Annotated in this window: 16 protein-coding genes and 1 other RNA gene; 2 read left to right on the top strand and 15 right to left on the bottom strand. The window is 39.3% G+C overall.

What is annotated here, in order from left to right; all coding sequences use genetic code 11:
• Window positions 1-88: 88 nt before the first annotated feature.
• On the top strand, window positions 89-1,441 hold the full coding sequence (locus AC3B6D_RS01915; protein ID WP_489774995.1) for an amino acid permease: 1,353 nt from the start codon (window positions 89-91) through the stop codon (window positions 1,439-1,441).
• A gap of 129 nt (window positions 1,442-1,570) precedes the next feature.
• Here the strand turns inward: AC3B6D_RS01915 and AC3B6D_RS01910 are convergent, their stop codons facing one another.
• The 3 genes from AC3B6D_RS01910 to AC3B6D_RS01900 all read right to left on the bottom strand — a co-directional run bounded on the left by AC3B6D_RS01910 (window position 1,571) and on the right by AC3B6D_RS01900 (window position 5,101).
• Window positions 1,571-2,278 (bottom strand): glucosamine-6-phosphate deaminase, encoded by a 708-nt coding sequence (locus tag AC3B6D_RS01910; RefSeq protein WP_489769175.1) that lies wholly within the window; start codon window positions 2,276-2,278, stop codon window positions 1,571-1,573.
• Between the two features lie 86 nt (window positions 2,279-2,364).
• A complete protein-coding gene (locus AC3B6D_RS01905; RefSeq protein ID WP_489774994.1) occupies window positions 2,365-3,528 on the bottom strand; it encodes a hypothetical protein in 1,164 nt (387 codons plus the stop codon).
• A 346-nt stretch (window positions 3,529-3,874) separates the two neighbouring features.
• The gene (locus AC3B6D_RS01900; RefSeq protein WP_489757214.1) at window positions 3,875-5,101 is read right to left on the bottom strand and encodes a NupC/NupG family nucleoside CNT transporter; all 1,227 of its coding nucleotides are present in this window, start codon (window positions 5,099-5,101) and stop codon (window positions 3,875-3,877) included.
• A 349-nt stretch (window positions 5,102-5,450) separates the two neighbouring features.
• Here AC3B6D_RS01900 and AC3B6D_RS01895 point away from each other — a divergent pair, with 349 nt between their 5' ends.
• Window positions 5,451-6,101, top strand: coding sequence for an HD domain-containing protein (locus AC3B6D_RS01895; RefSeq protein WP_489774782.1), 651 nt, complete (start codon window positions 5,451-5,453; stop codon window positions 6,099-6,101).
• A gap of 122 nt (window positions 6,102-6,223) precedes the next feature.
• On the opposite strand, the gene AC3B6D_RS01890 is transcribed toward AC3B6D_RS01895, so the two are convergent.
• From AC3B6D_RS01890 to AC3B6D_RS01835, 12 genes are all read right to left on the bottom strand, one after another.
• Window positions 6,224-6,946, bottom strand: a complete 723-nt coding sequence (locus AC3B6D_RS01890) for an alpha/beta hydrolase (RefSeq protein WP_489774781.1) — start codon at window positions 6,944-6,946, stop codon at window positions 6,224-6,226.
• Complete coding sequence (locus tag AC3B6D_RS01885; protein WP_489769178.1) at window positions 6,943-7,695, bottom strand: acyl-[acyl-carrier-protein] thioesterase; 753 nt, start codon at window positions 7,693-7,695, stop codon at window positions 6,943-6,945. Before AC3B6D_RS01885 ends, AC3B6D_RS01890 begins: the two co-directional genes overlap by 4 nt.
• A complete protein-coding gene (gene rsmI / locus AC3B6D_RS01880; protein WP_489757210.1) occupies window positions 7,692-8,573 on the bottom strand; it encodes a 16S rRNA (cytidine(1402)-2'-O)-methyltransferase in 882 nt (293 codons plus the stop codon). Before rsmI ends, AC3B6D_RS01885 begins: the two co-directional genes overlap by 4 nt.
• A gap of 1 nt (window position 8,574) precedes the next feature.
• The gene (locus AC3B6D_RS01875; protein WP_489757209.1) at window positions 8,575-8,904 is read right to left on the bottom strand and encodes a DNA replication initiation control protein YabA; all 330 of its coding nucleotides are present in this window, start codon (window positions 8,902-8,904) and stop codon (window positions 8,575-8,577) included.
• Window positions 8,905-8,906: 2 nt separating this feature from the next.
• Window positions 8,907-9,845, bottom strand: coding sequence for a hypothetical protein (locus AC3B6D_RS01870; protein WP_489757208.1), 939 nt, complete (start codon window positions 9,843-9,845; stop codon window positions 8,907-8,909).
• The gene (locus AC3B6D_RS01865) at window positions 9,845-10,171 is read right to left on the bottom strand and encodes a cyclic-di-AMP receptor (RefSeq protein ID WP_489757207.1); all 327 of its coding nucleotides are present in this window, start codon (window positions 10,169-10,171) and stop codon (window positions 9,845-9,847) included. Before AC3B6D_RS01865 ends, AC3B6D_RS01870 begins: the two co-directional genes overlap by 1 nt.
• Window positions 10,172-10,173: 2 nt before the next feature.
• Window positions 10,174-10,812 (bottom strand): dTMP kinase, encoded by a 639-nt coding sequence (gene tmk / locus AC3B6D_RS01860; protein WP_489757206.1) that lies wholly within the window; start codon window positions 10,810-10,812, stop codon window positions 10,174-10,176.
• A gap of 69 nt (window positions 10,813-10,881) precedes the next feature.
• Window positions 10,882-11,481: a recombination mediator RecR gene (recR, locus tag AC3B6D_RS01855; RefSeq protein ID WP_489757205.1), complete on the bottom strand. Its 600-nt coding sequence runs from the start codon at window positions 11,479-11,481 to the stop codon at window positions 10,882-10,884.
• Window positions 11,482-11,498: 17 nt separating this feature from the next.
• Window positions 11,499-13,208, bottom strand: a complete 1,710-nt coding sequence (dnaX, locus tag AC3B6D_RS01850) for a DNA polymerase III subunit gamma/tau (RefSeq protein ID WP_489774780.1) — start codon at window positions 13,206-13,208, stop codon at window positions 11,499-11,501.
• A gap of 152 nt (window positions 13,209-13,360) precedes the next feature.
• Window positions 13,361-13,448, bottom strand: an RNA gene (gene ffs / locus AC3B6D_RS01845) — signal recognition particle sRNA small type.
• A gap of 107 nt (window positions 13,449-13,555) precedes the next feature.
• Window positions 13,556-14,050 carry a nucleoside deaminase gene (locus AC3B6D_RS01840; RefSeq protein ID WP_489774779.1) on the bottom strand — a complete coding sequence of 165 codons (495 nt, stop codon included), beginning with the start codon at window positions 14,048-14,050 and terminating at the stop codon, window positions 13,556-13,558.
• On the bottom strand, window positions 14,025-14,633 hold the full coding sequence (locus AC3B6D_RS01835; RefSeq protein WP_489774778.1) for a class I SAM-dependent methyltransferase: 609 nt from the start codon (window positions 14,631-14,633) through the stop codon (window positions 14,025-14,027). Before AC3B6D_RS01835 ends, AC3B6D_RS01840 begins: the two co-directional genes overlap by 26 nt.
• Between the last annotated feature and the right edge of the window lie 566 nt (window positions 14,634-15,199).

The following is a 15,199-nucleotide window of genomic DNA, read 5'->3' as shown; positions in this document are numbered from 1 at the left end:
ACTTTAATGATATTATAATCTGTGCAAATTTAATACACAGAATAAGGTGTAAAATGTGAAAAAAACTCAAACTGATCTCAAAAGAACTATGAACCAGTATCAACTATTCATGATTTCGTTAGGCGGGGTCATTGGTACCGGACTTTTTTTAAGTTCTGGTTATACCATTCATCAAGCTGGCCCCATTGGCACTATTTTGGCTTATGCTTTAGGAGCGGTGATTGTTTATTTAGTTATGTTGTGTCTAGGTGAATTATCCGTAGCTATGCCAGAAACTGGATCATTTCATGTTTATGCAACTAAATTCATTGGACCAGCAACTGGATTTACCGTCGCCATTTTATATTGGTTAACCTGGACAGTCGCCCTAGGTTCCGAGTTTACCGCTGCAGGCATCATTATGAAGCAATGGTTCCCCCATTCCCCCACTTGGATCTGGAGTCTGTTGTTTATGACTTTAATTTTTGTTTCCAATGCTTATTCCACTAAGTTCTTCGCGAATACCGAATTTTTATTTTCGAGCATTAAAGTCATTGCAATTGTGGTGTTCATTCTTTTAGGAGCTGCGGCTATCTTCGGGATTATTCCGATGAAAGGTTATACTCACGCACCACTCTTTCATAATTTATTTAAAGATGGACTCTTTCCCAACGGTTTTAAAGCAGTCTTTACAACCATGTTAACTGTTAATTTTGCCTTTTCCGGTACCGAATTAATTGGCGTCACTGCCGGTGAAACTAAAGACCCGGCTGTGGCTTTACCCAAGGCTATTCACACTACCTTATTTCGGCTAGTCCTCTTTTTTATTGGAAGTATCATTGTCATGTCCGCCTTAATTCCATGGCAAAAAGCCGGCGTTAATCAAAGTCCGTTTGTCCTTGTTTTCAACAAAATGGGCTTACCGTTTGCTGGCGATATCATGAACTTTGTCGTCTTAACTGCCATTTTATCAGCCGCTAATTCGGGATTATATGCTTCAACGCGTATGTTGTGGTCACTGGCTCACGAAAAAATGATTCCTTTAAAGTGCGCACAAACCAATTCCCGTGGTGTTCCCATGATCGCTTTGTGCTTGAGCATGGTGGGCGGCGTTTTGGCGTTGATCTCTAGTGTTTATGCAGCTTCAACCGTGTATTTAGTACTCGTGTCCATTTCTGGCTTAGCCGTCGTCATTGTCTGGATGGCCATTGCTTTATCCGAAATTAATTTTCGCAAGCAGTGGATCAAAGCTGGTCACACTGTCGATGAATTACAATACAAAACTCCTTGGTATCCTGTGGTACCGTGGGCTGCATTTATTGCAAGTTTATTATCATGTGTCTTGATTGTTTTTGACCCAACCCAACGGCCCGCATTATTTTATATGATTCCCTTTCTCGTTTTGTGTTATGCTGTTTATTATCTTAAAGAATGGCTGGTCAAACGCCAAACTAAACATTAACTAGTAATACTTTTCAAATATCAAAATAACCAATTAAATTGCTTAACAAAAAAAGTAATGCCCACTTGCATTACTTTTTTTATATTTATAATATTAAAACTTTATCTTTATTTTCTGATTAAACTAAATTTACTTACTTAATAATGAAGCCGCCGCTTGATCTAGTAAGATTACGACATCTGAATGCCGTTGCAACACACTGGCAGGCACGTCCTCAGTCACCGGTCCTTCAATCATTTGTTGCACCGCTTGGGCTTTGTCCGCGCCAAAAGCTTCTAAAATGATCTGCTTGGATTGCATAATCGATGCAATCCCCATCGAGTAGGCTTTCTTTGGCACCTCTTCAATGTTCTTAAAGAAACGCGCATTGGCATCAATCGTAGATTGCGTCAAGTCAGCTACATGTGTCGTTAAAGCAAACGAGGTCCCCGGTTCATTAAAACCAATATGCCCGTTACGCCCAATTCCTAAAAGTTGTAAATCAATTGGATTTTGCGCAATTATTTGGTCATACCGTTGAACTTCTTGGTTTGGATCTGTTGCTAAACCGTCAGGTAAATAAGATTGAGCAAACGGTTTTTGCTTAAACAAATGTTCTTGCATAAAATAATGATAACTTTGATCATTAGCAGGACTAATCCCCAGATATTCATCTAAATTAATGGACACACATTGTGAAAAATCCAAATTACTTTGGACAAGATTTTGATAGGTCATAATAGGAGTTGACCCAGTGGCCAAACCAAAAGTCTGAGCTCCCTGCGTTAAACTAGCCGCAAACATTTGTGCTGCCTGTTGACTAGCAACCACTTGATCCTTAGAAATAATAACTTGCATAGTTGATCCTCGTTCCTCTAAATAATGGTCTAGTCCAATTATAATTAATCTAAACCATTAGTCAAGTTGCAAGCTTGCACTACTGTTTATAATAACTTCAAAAAGATCGTCGCAATCACCACTGAGGCCAAAGAAACTGTCGCAAAGCCCCCCACCAACATCTTGGGTAACATTTGATCTAACAAGTATTCATGCTGTTGCGGATCCTGCGTTAAACTATCCACTACTTCGTTGGTCAAAATGTAATCCATTGGAAAGCCGAATAAAGCAGTTAGTGAACAAGCAAAGGCCATTTGCCACGACATTTTTAAAGGTTTGGACAAAATAAACGAGATAATAAACATTCCCAATAAACCTAAAACAATTAACGTAAAAATCTGCACAATTAAGCCCAACACTTCCTGTGGTTTAATTAAACCCAATTGTGAAAATCCGTAAGCCAAAATTCCGTACATTAACCAATTATAAACGCCCGCTTGATTTAAAATTTCATCTTCTAAAAAGCCAATTTGATGAAAGATAACACCTAAAACCAAGCACCAGATACTAGAATTAATACTTCCGTGCATCAATTGTGACAACCCATTACCTAACAAAGCCACCAGTGCCACTTTAGCTAATAAAAAAGCCGATGTTTGATAAGATTTTGGTAGTCGCAAACGTTGTACCTTCTCGGCACGCTGATCGTTAGTTGCATTATCAATTTCAGGTTTCGACGAGAAAGTTTTTAACAGTCGGTGACCTTCTTGTTTTAAAACCAATGAAGTCAAAGGATAACCGACCAAAGAATGCATTACCATCATCGCAATCGGTAACGCTGATAAGGCAATAATTCCTTTTTGCTTGAGACCTTCGGTCATCAATAACGCGGCCACAATTCCACCAGTTAATGGAGGGATCGCCGCTATCACAGTATGCCAGTTAAATAATAACGTTCCAATCGTTAACGTTAATAATAAAGTTCCTAATACCCCACTAATTGCAATCAAAACCGCTTTCCATTGTTGTAACAACTTCTTTAAACTCATCATCGTTCCCAAATGGACTAAGATGAAGGACATAAACATATTAACCGCCGTATTCGTATATGACGCATTAGCTGCTAAATTTTTTGGAAAAAACGTCCAATAGCCAATTAAAAATAAAATAGCCGTAACAAAAATTGAGGGCAAGTAAGCATGAGTCTTAGTTGAAACCCACTCCCCCACAAACATACAACACATTACTGCCAAAAATGATCCAATAATCATTAGCACTTGACTCACCCTCTTCTTTCAATAAAAAATTAGTTTAATTTAATATTATTTAATAATATTTGTCAACGCTTTTTTATTTTCTGACAACTAAGTAGGATAAATCGCAAACTTTTCCAAATCATTTTTTAATAATTATTCAAATTAAAATCTTCAAAAAATCATCTTTCCTCTAAAAAATTTTAACGGTTATTCTTTTTCTTAAGCCATTTAATTCTCTGAAGACTAAAAAGTTTCCATCAAAATATTCTCCTCATTTCTTAAATTTGAACCAAAATAAAAAAATACCCGTCTAATTGCGGAGTATTTTTTTAAAAGTATTCTTAGAACCAAACTTATTATTTTACCAAACGAATAATCCAACTGTTGCTGCCGACAAAAGTGAAACTAAAATTCCAGACAGTAACAAATAACTAATATTTTTAGCGATATAATTGTTTTTCTCACGATCAATCAAATCTTTAAATGCCCCAATAATCATGCCAATCGTTGAAAAGTTAGCAAAGGAAGTTAAAAAGACGGTTAAGATGGCTTGATAATGTGGCGCCAAATCATGAATTGTTTTTGTAACTTTACCCATGACCACAAATTCGTTCGTCACTAACTTAGTTCCCATGTATTGAGCAAATTGAAAGGCATCGTGGACATTGAGCCCCATCAACCAAGCAAACGGGAACATGACAATTCCCAACAAGTGTTCCAAACTTAACCACGGATTGATAATTCCTAACAATTTATCAATCAAAGCTGCTAAGGCCACAAAGGCCACAACATTAGCCGTAATAATTAACACTAATTTACCAGCAGCTAAAATCGAATCACCTAAAAATGAGAAAAACGGTTCTTTTTCATTGCTACCAGCTTCTTGGTCAGCGTCATTAGCTTGACCACCAACAGTGGCAATTGTATCCTCACTCGGAGTAACTGTTACCGGGTTTAAAACACTAGTAACAATAATGGCATTAATGATATTCACAGGAATCGCGGTCAACACGTATTGTCCGGGCACCATTTTGGTATAAGCACCAATAATCGAAGCCGTCACACAACTCATCGACATCATCGCAATGGTTAAATTACGTTCCTTACTCATTTGCCGTAACTGAAGACCTGAGACTGCTAAGGCTTCAGTATTACCTAAAAACATCATTTCTACAGAAAAGAATGATTCAAAGCGGGGTTGACCAGTAACTTTAGCTAAACCTTTGCCAATCCATTTAATGACCCACGGTAGAAAACCAATATAAGTCAAAATATCAAACAGTGGAACAATCAACAAAATTGGCATCAAAACACTAATCACAAAGTCCATGTTTTTGACATGCACCATGCTTGGCAACGCGAACGCAATTCCGGTATAAGCTACTTGAACAAGTTGATTAAAACCTTCCGCAGCTCCGGAAACAATGTCCCGCCCAATGGCAAAACTAGTTAAGAACCAGGCAATCACTAAATTGATGATTACCATGATAATTACTGACCGCCAATTAATTGCCTTTTTGTTTTTCGAAAACAAAAAAGCTACTCCAATAAAGACCAGTAAACCAATTGCATTAACAATTAAGTACATCGCTCCTTCACTCTCCTATATTATCAGTCTAAATATATCATTACATTTTTTTTCGACGGTGGCAACGGAACTTTACTACAATTTATACATTAGATTTTACTAATTTAACCAAAATATCAAATTTAAACTATTTATTTTTTAATCATGCCGCTACTGTTTTCTCATTCTGATCTGACTTCACTTAAATGAGAAAAATCTTGGATTAGCTCAAAAATTCGCCATAAAAAAATTTTTCAACAATAACTTTTGATATAAAAAATTAAAGCCATTTCCTATAACTAATAAATTGTCATGCTATAATGGCTGTGAATTTTTGCCGTATCAATTGGAATAATATATGGAGGTCTGCATGCAATTAACCCAGATTAAGCGATTTGCTAAAAATAATTTAAAAAACGATGTTAGTGGTCACGACTACTGGCATTTACAACGTGTTGCTAATTTAGCCATTACACTTTATCAGACTGATCACCAGTTAGACTCTACGACCAAAGATTTGCTCACGACGGCCAGTTTCTTACACGAAACGACTGACGAAAAACTGGTCAAAAATCTGCAGCAACAACAACAAACAGTGCAAACATTACTAATCACAGCCGGTTTTGATCATTTGCAACAACAAGAAATTCTGCAAACAATTAATAATTTATCTTTCGCTCATAATCTCGCACACCACCAAAAATTGCCCGCTTGGGGATATTATGTACAAGACGCAGATCGCTTGGATGCTTTAGGGGCAATTGGAATTGCCCGGGCTTTTGCCTATGGTGGTAGTCACGAACAGGCCATTTACGAGCCGAATATTCAACCTATTCAGCTCACCAGCCAACAAACTTATCGCCAACATCCGACGACGACCATTAATCATTTTTATGAAAAATTATTGCACTTAAAAGATTTAATGCAAACCGCTGCCGGACAAGCCATTGCCCAACAACGAACACAAATCTTACAAAATTTTTTAACTGAATTTTTTGCTGAATGGTCTGGGCAAAAATAGCCAAAAAAGCTGAGATAAAAAGAAAATACCTTTCTTCTTGTCTCAGCTTCTTTATTGAGTTTGCAGCAAACTCTTATAGATATTGTCTGGAAACAAACTGCTCTAAAATTTTTGAAAACTATTTACCACAAGAACTGACCAATCTCTGATCCGATCACTGCTGGCTTTGAAGCCGTTAATTCTTGATACTGTTGTACTCGTGGTTTCAAAATTGTTTCGAGCGAATGTGCCGTTAAATCAGTAGTTTGCTGTTGAATATTTAAGACCCGCACGTTACCTTTCAGGTGATGCCGCTGGTGCCAAAAATAATCTAAATCTTGAGCTGGAATTTTGGCAGTAGTGATATTAACTTGCCGTTGTAATTGTGGCAAAGTTGTTTGTTTAGCTGCTTGTACCTGGTAAGCTAACGTTACTGTGTTGCCTGCGTCTTGAGCAACTACATTATATTCTTTAATGCGGTATTGTTGTTGTAATTGCAGTAAGACTTGTTTGAAATTACGACTCATTTGGCGGTAACTGAGTGTTTGGGCCTTTTGCATCGTAACTTTAATCAAAGGATGGTGCACCTTCGTTTGCCAATTACCATGCCAGGTAACTTTACCTTGCGGTGAAACCACCGCCCTTAATACAGTCTGCGCCTGGTTATGCTTGTTAGCGTATTTCATTAACGATCTTTTAGACTGCTTAGCTTCTTGCACATAAAGTGTAGGAATACTTTGGGCTTGATTGACACTGTGCGGTTGAGTCGAACGCCATGATAAGACTGCCAGCAAAATAAAAATAACTACTAGCGCCAAACCTAATCCTAAATTGCGCCCCCGCAACTGCGCATGCTCTTGCTTCATTGATCAACCTCATCTCTTGAGCGTTTTTGCCAGACAGCTTGTGCTTGTGCATTGACACCAATTGCTGTTTTAATCAAATGGTGGGTTGTTAATTGCTCTTGTTGGACAAAGCTCTGTACCATTTCCCCATAAGGAACTTCACGTTCATATTTAATATCAAATTGTCGCAAACGATATTTTAATAAAAACTCACGCCCTAATGCATCCATCATCCAGTCTAAATAAATCGAATTATTCACATGACCATTAACATCAATATCCGCAAAACGTGTCCGATAAATAACGGGTTCATTAACATATTCAATTAAATCTATCCGCGGAAACCGCCAAATTTCATTGGAGTAAGGACAAGCCAAGCGCTCCATAATTTGGGGGTCAATCGCTAACATCTTACGTGTTTGAATATCTAACATCACCCAATTACTGGTTAATTTAACTAACTGTTCACCAGCCATATTTTGCACAGTAAAAGTCCGATAACAAAAGAACTTATTATAACTGTTGGCTTGCGTGGTAATTTTGATTTGTTCATTCAGTTGCGGTAAATGGGCAATTTCTAGGTGATACTTAGTGACCACCCAGCCTAAACCTTGCTGCACCATTTGTTGGGAATCAATCTGAACTTGATGTAATTGATGCTCAGATACTAGTAAAATTTCATTAAATAAACTGGATAAATTCATTTCACCAGTGGAATTAATATCGTAGAACGGAACCTTGATTTGTTCCGCAAAGATTTGTGAATTCATACTTTCGGCTCCAATCTGTGATAACTGTTATAAACTTGTTGACGTGATAACTGCTGTTGGTGAGCTACTTGCTTAATAGCGGCATTGGGCTTTAAGCCTGTATCAATTTGTTGTTGCACTAAGGTGCGCACTTGCTCACTAGATAATGCTTCATGACTAACTGGCTCTACAGTTCTCCCAGCAACAATGATAACATACTCACCACGCGGCTGATGGGTTGTGAAATAGTCCTGTACTTGTGCTAAACTGCCACGTAAAAAGGCTTCGTGAATCTTCGTTAATTCCCGCGCTAACACGACTTGGCGTTGTTTGCCTAACGTCGCAATCAAGGCCGCCACGGTCTTGACTACCCGATACGGTGATTCATACAAAATAAAAGTCGCGGACAGTTGCGCTAATTTAGCTAACTCCGCTTGCATTTGGGACGCTTTCCGCGGTAAAAAGCCATAAAAATAAAATGGTTGCGGTAATAATCCCGAAGCAATGAGTGCTGTTAAAGCGGCGTTGGGACCAGGCAAGGGAACCACTGGAATTTGAGCTTTAATACAAGCTGCGACCAGTTCTTTACCAGGATCACTAATTGACGGCATTCCGGCATCACTAACCTGCGCAATCTTGAAGCCTGCTTGTAATTTAGCTATGAGCTCGGGCAAACGTTGCTGGGTATTATGTTCGTGAAAACTAATTTGAGGTGTCGTAATTTGAAAATGATTGAGCAATTTTTGTGTATTTCTGGTATCTTCTGCGGCAATCAAATCTACGTCCTTGAGTGTTTGAATCGCTCGTTCACTCATATCTTGTAAATTACCAATCGGTGTGGGTACCAAATATAAGCAACCCGTAGCTGCCGCTTGAAAACTAGCTACTTCTTGAATCATTTTATTTTGGCCCCCGATCACCATAAATTACGTCTAAACAAAAAGCGCATTCTTCATTGTTCTCACGGTGGGCACCATACATAACGGTACAAACATGAAAACCTTCTTCATAAAGTTTTTCTAAAGTCCGCCGCGCATGTGGTAATTCAGGTTCTTTTTTGGGATCCATCTCTGCCAGACGATTACGTAAATGTTCATTTTCAATTTTCAGCTCTGCATTTTCCTCTAAAACGCGTGAAACATCATCTTTCATGGTTGCCAAGGCAGTAGTTAAATCCTGAGCCACTTGTTGTAGTTCTGCAAACTTTGCATAATAATCTGTTTGTTTCATAATCAACTTCCTTTAATGGGCGTTGTTGCTTGTAAAGCTAAAAGTTCCAAACAATTTTCAAAACTAACATTAGCATGCCATAACTTTTGCGAATGTAACAGCTGCACAGTCAAATGCGTAATCCTTTGCAAGCGGGGCGCATCGGCCACACTAGCTTGTAACTGTTTGGTTAACATAGCTTCAATCAAGCCCCAAAATAGCGCTTGTTGGGAATGATTTTCAATTAACGGCACCACTTTTGCCGCCACATTCACAAAAGCTTGCCACGGCTTGGTTTCTAACAATTGGACCCAAGTTTGACTAGTTTGCTTTAATTTCGCAAATTGTTCGCCAGTCAAATCATCCGTGATTAAGCTTTCTAAATGAAAAGCCGTAATCATTTTTTGATCTGGTTGACTAAAAGAACGTGCTTGTAAAGTCTGTGCCAAAGTCAAATCTTCATGTTCCTGCAGATTAAAAACTTGAACCCGTGACAAAATTGTCGGCAACATGGTCGTTGCACTATCAGTTACCAAGATCGTTGTCACTCGACCACTGGGATCTTCTAAAAATTTCAATAAGCTGTTAGCCGCTGCCGCCGTTAGTTTTTGTGCCTGTTCAATCAGTAACAAGCGGCGCGTACTTTCAACCGCACTTTGCTCTAATTGCTGCTTAGCTCCGCGGATTTCATCGACGCCTAAACTTGCTTTAGTGGTCGATAAACGCAAAACATCTGGAAAATCCCAGTGTGCAATCCGGCGACAATGATCACACTGTAAGCAGGGAAAACCGGCTGCAGTATCTAAGCAATAAATGGCTTGCACAAACCAAACACTTAAAGCTTGCGCCTGCAAAAAATTATTGCCCGCTATTAAATAAGCATGAGAAATATGTTGCTGATCAACCTGTTGGGCTAATTGTTTCGTTAAGGCTGGTTGTTCTTGAATAATCGGTGCAGTCATTAAAAATGAACCAGCTTTTCTATCGGTAAAATAAAGACCGTAGCGCCCCCAACAGTCACTTCTACTGGTTGTTCCGGAATTTCACCGAGCATATTCGTCGCAATGGCTGTAGAAACGTATTCTTGGCGTGTCTTAGAATTATCATGAATTAAAGTTAACAATTCGTCCACCCGTTCATCCGCAATTCCAATTAAAAACGTTGAATTACCATTGCGCAAAAAATTTCCGGTCGTTGATAAACGCGTTGACTGAATTTGAGCCTGATTCAGTGCCTTACTTAATTTAGCATGGTCTTTATCTTGAACGATTACAATTACTAGTTTCATAATTAGCCCTCTTTTGTGAAAACCGTGGTGATTTCTTGGAGACAAGCTGCTACTACTGCGGCTGGTGTTTGAGTCGCATCAATTTTTTTAATCCGTTGCGGATTTTGTTGCCATAATTTTAAATACGCTTGGTGCACCCGTTGATGAAAAGCCAACGTCTCTTGCTCCAAACGATCAGTCGCCGTCGCTCGCTGGCGTTTAATCCGTGCTAAACCCACTTCGGGCGCCACATCAAAGTATAAAGTCAGCTGAGGCATCACGTTTTGCGTGGCAAACTGATTAATTTGCCAAATTTCATCCGTACCTAACTGTCGTCCAGCACCCTGATAAGCAATCGAACTATCTACATAACGATCACTCAAAACTATCTGACCTTGAGCTAAAGCAGGTTCAATAACATCCACTAAGTGCTGGCGCCTTTGCGCAGCATATAATAAAGCTTCCGTACGCGCATCCATTTGTGTGTTATCAACATCTAAAATCAATTGGCGAATCTTTTCAGAAATACTACTACCGCCTGGCTCACGTGTCAAAAGCACTGGCTGGTGCAACAACTGGGGCAATTGCTTTGCGAGTTGCTGAGCCGCAGTTGATTTACCAGAACCATCTGGTCCTTCTAAGGAAATAAAAATTTTCGGCACAGCAATTACCTACTTTCTTAGTTTATAGTTTTATTGTACAAAAGAAGTCCGTGAACGAGAAGTTTTTTCTTAAAGTTGTTGACGACCTTCGACTGCCCGCCGCAACGTCATTTGATCAGCATATTCAATATCGGCGCCGACAGCTAAGCCATGCGCCAAGCGGGTTACCTTAATGCCCGCTGGTTTAATCAATTTAGCTAAATACATTGCAGTGGCTTCACCTTCTGGTGTGGCATTAGTTGCGACAATCACTTCTTGAAATTGCTGATTTTGCTTTAAACGCTCTAATAAATGTTTGATTTGTAAATCTTCGGGACCTACACCATTGACTGGCGACAAGACGCCGCCCAAGACTTGATATAGTCCATTATAACTTTGCATATTCTCCATCGCCATAATATCTTTGGGTTGTTCAACGACTAATAACTGGCTGTGATCCCGACTAGTACTACTACAAATTTCACAAGGTTCTACATCAGTAATGTTGCCACAGATTTGACAATAGTGTAGCTCGGTTTTGACAGCCGTCAAACTTTGCGCAAATTCACTGACATCTTCTTGATCCATTCCAATTGTAAAAAAGGCCAACCGCGTAGCCGTTTTCTCACCAATTCCTGGTAATTTCATATATGAATCAATTAATTTCGTCACTGGACGAGGATATTGCACGTTCACAACTTCCTTTCTTAATCATGATCAACTTCCACTAAATCATCGCCAAATAAGTCTTGGGCCTTTTTGACTAAATCGACAGTTTCCGATTTTTTTTCCGCATGAGTGGCACGGACATCATGCCCCTTTAAAAAATCTTGCCGAATTTGGGGCCAATCTTCTGCCGCTACTAAGACCACATCGGCATCATTTTTCAACAACTTATCCAAATTATCTTTCAATAACGCTAACATTTCTTGATTACTCATCACGCGCTCAAACCAAAGCGCATAATCAAACGAAACAACCACTCCTTCGGCACTGGCGGCCACGGGTTTGGAAACTTTCATCACGGCTTTTTGGGTCACATTTAACATACTCATTAAATCTGGCCAAATATCTTGGACTTGAGTTAAAGCTTGGCGTGTGGCTGATTGTAAAATTTGATTAATTTTAGCTTGATCAACATGAACTGCTGCTTTGGGCTTGGCTGTTTGGGGCCTAGTTTGAACTTTACTGTTTTGCGCGGTAGTCGCTGACGGCTCAGTTGTTGGCTTTACTTGTTGTAATTGTTGCACTTGTGTTTGTAAACTTTGCACTTGTGCTTGTAACTGCTGTAATTGGGGAAGTTCAGCGCCTGGGGCCGGAGTTTTCGGTTGTTGTAATTGTTCAATTAATTTAATAGTCAAGACTTCTAAATAAATCGACGGTCGATCAGCTGCGCGTAACTCCTGTTGTGTTTGAGAAACTAACTCAATCAACTGATACAATTGATCAGTGGTAAATTGATCCTTTAAGGTTAATAACTGTTCCGACACCAGTGAGCGATCTAAGTCCGATAATAAATCAACATCCGTTTTAGCCAATAATAAATCCCGGGCTGTTGACATTAAAGCGTCCGTCAAGCGCTTGGCGGAACGTCCACTAGCCATAATTTCGTGCAGGCTAGTCAAAGCTTGGGCGACGTCGGTGGCAGCCAAAGACTTAAAATAGGTTTCTAATTGTTGATTATCTAAAGCCCCCGTGACTTCTAGCGCATTCTCTAACTGCAATTGTCCTTGCCCCAGCGATAAGGCTTGATCCAAAATACTTAAAGCATCCCGCATCCCACCTTCAGCTGCTTGAGCAATTAAGTCTAATCCTTGCTCGTCATATGGCACTTGCTTCTCTTGCAAAATTAATTTCATGCGCGCCAACAAATCCCTGGCACCAATCCGGCGAAAATCAAACCGCTGTGTCCGCGAAATAATGGTTGCAGGCACTTTTTGTGGTTCGGTAGTTGCCAGAATAAAAATCACTTTGGCCGGCGGTTCTTCTAAAGTTTTTAACAAAGCATTAAAAGCGCCTGTCGATAACATGTGTACTTCATCGATAATATAAACCTTATATTCCGCCTGCGTTGGGGCATACTTAACTTTATCGCGAATATCACGGATTTGCTCCACACCGTTGTTAGAAGCCGCATCAATTTCTAAAACATCATTCAGGCTGCCATTAGTAATGGCCTGACAAATTTCGCATTGATTGCAGGGCTCACCATTATCTTGATGCGGACAATTGACCGCTTTCGCCAAGATTTTGGCACACGAAGTTTTACCAGTACCCCGCGGTCCTGTAAACAAATACGCATGACTAACTTGTTGTTCACTAACGGCATTCTTTAGTGTTGTAGTAATCACTTCTTGACCGACAACATCGCTAAACTTTTGTGGACGCCACTGCCGATATAACGCCTGATAAACCATTGAATACCTCCCCAATTAATTATGTTGCTTACTTTTAGAATTGCTAATTTAATATTACGTCAAACTTCTATTAATTCTCACATTGATTCAGTACTGGTCATATTTCATTATAATAAAAAAACCCTTAGCTAAACAGCTAAGAGCGTTAATAATCATATCAAAAGGCACATGACCGCACTTACTTAGTGCTGCTTTCTCTCGAACCTGACACGATTCATAAGCCAATCATTGCCTCTGGCCTTACGGCAAAAATAATTATAGCTTACTTTGCAATAATTGACAAGGAAAATTAGTATCTAAATTTTTACAGACATTTTTATACCGGCTTTAACTTGGTTTCCTATGGATCACTTACGGATTTCACGAAAAAAATTCGTTAATAATTGCGCACATTCCGACTGCAAAACCCCGCCCTGATAATGAGGACGATGATTATACGGTTGCTCAAATAAGTTCACTAACGAGCCGACCGACCCCGCTTTAGGATCCCAAGCGCCAAAAATCACATTATTAATGCGACTATTAATAATCGCGCCAGCGCACATCGCACACGGCTCTAGCGTCACAAATAACGAGCACTGTTCTAAGCGCCAGCTTTGTCTTTTTTGACAAGCGGCATCAATTGCCAGTAATTCGGCATGGGCCAAAGCATCTTGCTTAACTTCGCGCTGATTAAAGCCCGTCGCCAGAACTTGGTGTTGAACTTCATCGACAATCACAGCACCAATGGGCACTTCCGCTAATTGGCGCGCTTGATTGGCTGCGGCAATGGCCTGTTGCATATAAGCTGTTAATTGCGTTGGTGTATATAATTCCTCAATCGTGGGTCTTAAGACTTTCAATAATATAATATCCTTTATCTCGTTGAATAATCGTGGCATTACCAAATGTTTGTTGCATTAATTTTTGGTAAGTCTTGGCTCCTTGCTTTTTTTGGCCAACAAACCAGAACTGGCCTTGATTTTGCAAATGTTCACTGGCCTGAGTAATCATTGTACTAACCACCTGTTTGCCGGCACGAAACGGCGGATTCGTATAGATGGCTGCATAATCAGTTTTGCTCACTTGGCGATAACTATCTGAAGCGAAAATTCGCACATTATTAATGGCATTGAGCTGTGCATTCTTACGCGCCAAATCCAGTGCTCGTTCATTTAAGTCGACTAAGTCCACCAACCGACCTGTTTCCTGAGCTAACGTGAGCCCAATCGGGCCATAGCCACATCCCAAATCTAATAAATCCCCCGTTGGCAAATTTTGCAAATTAATGGCCGCGAGTAATGCGCGTGTGCCATAATCAATCGTTTGCTTGGAAAAAACTCCGCTATCCGTTTGAAATTGCAGTGTTTGCTGGCGTAATTGAAACTTAAATTCTTGATAATCATGCGCTGATGTGGGCTGATTGGTAAAATATTGTTCCGCCAAATCATTGACCTCCTGTTAATCATTACATATTTAGTATAACTAAAATTCGCTACTAGGGAAATTTGAAATTAATTTTGCCCAAAATTGGGACCACTTTTTCAACTCCAACTATGACTTTTTAATTTTGTTACTGCTGGAAAATAACCGCAAAATTGTTCTTAATTATTCCAATCTACTAAATTTTAAAAAAATTTATCAGCCAGAACTAAAATTAAGAACTAAAAAACAAGCAACTACCTCTTAATCATCGTCGTTGAATGACCTTGCTCACTCTTGAACAGCTTAACGCAACTAACTATCAGAATCAGCATTCTGAGCCTAAATTAATTACGATCAATCAATTCTACATGTGCTTTTAATAGCATTAACAAAATTTTACCTATTATTTATCCCAAAAAGTTTTTGGGTTAAGTTTTGCTTCTACAAAATACTATTTGTCAAATTCATAATATTTTTTACTATAAAATGCGCCGTTGACGGGTCATTAACTAATGGTTATGGTTATTATAATTAATTTATAAATAATATTTAGATTAATGATCCTCAGGAGCCAAGCTATCTATATG

This window comes from Bombilactobacillus sp. ESL1097, assembly GCF_058107205.1.
This window is presented reverse-complemented; position numbering and strand designations above follow the sequence as displayed.

Excerpts from the sequence above, each read along its gene's own strand:
- AC3B6D_RS01870 (WP_489757208.1), bottom strand. The coding sequence starts at position 9,845 with ATGACTGCACCGATTATTCAAGAACAACCAGCCTTAACGAAACAATTA.
- dnaX (WP_489774780.1), bottom strand. The coding sequence starts at position 13,208 with ATGGTTTATCAGGCGTTATATCGGCAGTGGCGTCCACAAAAGTTTAGC.
- AC3B6D_RS01905 (WP_489774994.1), bottom strand. The coding sequence starts at position 3,528 with ATGATTATTGGATCATTTTTGGCAGTAATGTGTTGTATGTTTGTGGGG.
- AC3B6D_RS01915 (WP_489774995.1), top strand. The coding sequence starts at position 89 with ATGAACCAGTATCAACTATTCATGATTTCGTTAGGCGGGGTCATTGGT.
- rsmI (WP_489757210.1), bottom strand. The coding sequence starts at position 8,573 with ATGATTCAAGAAGTAGCTAGTTTTCAAGCGGCAGCTACGGGTTGCTTA.
- AC3B6D_RS01875 (WP_489757209.1), bottom strand. The coding sequence starts at position 8,904 with ATGAAACAAACAGATTATTATGCAAAGTTTGCAGAACTACAACAAGTG.
- AC3B6D_RS01885 (WP_489769178.1), bottom strand. The coding sequence starts at position 7,695 with ATGAATTCACAAATCTTTGCGGAACAAATCAAGGTTCCGTTCTACGAT.
- AC3B6D_RS01890 (WP_489774781.1), bottom strand. The coding sequence starts at position 6,946 with ATGAAGCAAGAGCATGCGCAGTTGCGGGGGCGCAATTTAGGATTAGGT.
- AC3B6D_RS01910 (WP_489769175.1), bottom strand. The coding sequence starts at position 2,278 with ATGCAAGTTATTATTTCTAAGGATCAAGTGGTTGCTAGTCAACAGGCA.
- AC3B6D_RS01865 (WP_489757207.1), bottom strand. The coding sequence starts at position 10,171 with ATGAAACTAGTAATTGTAATCGTTCAAGATAAAGACCATGCTAAATTA.
- AC3B6D_RS01900 (WP_489757214.1), bottom strand. The coding sequence starts at position 5,101 with ATGTACTTAATTGTTAATGCAATTGGTTTACTGGTCTTTATTGGAGTA.
- AC3B6D_RS01895 (WP_489774782.1), top strand. The coding sequence starts at position 5,451 with ATGCAATTAACCCAGATTAAGCGATTTGCTAAAAATAATTTAAAAAAC.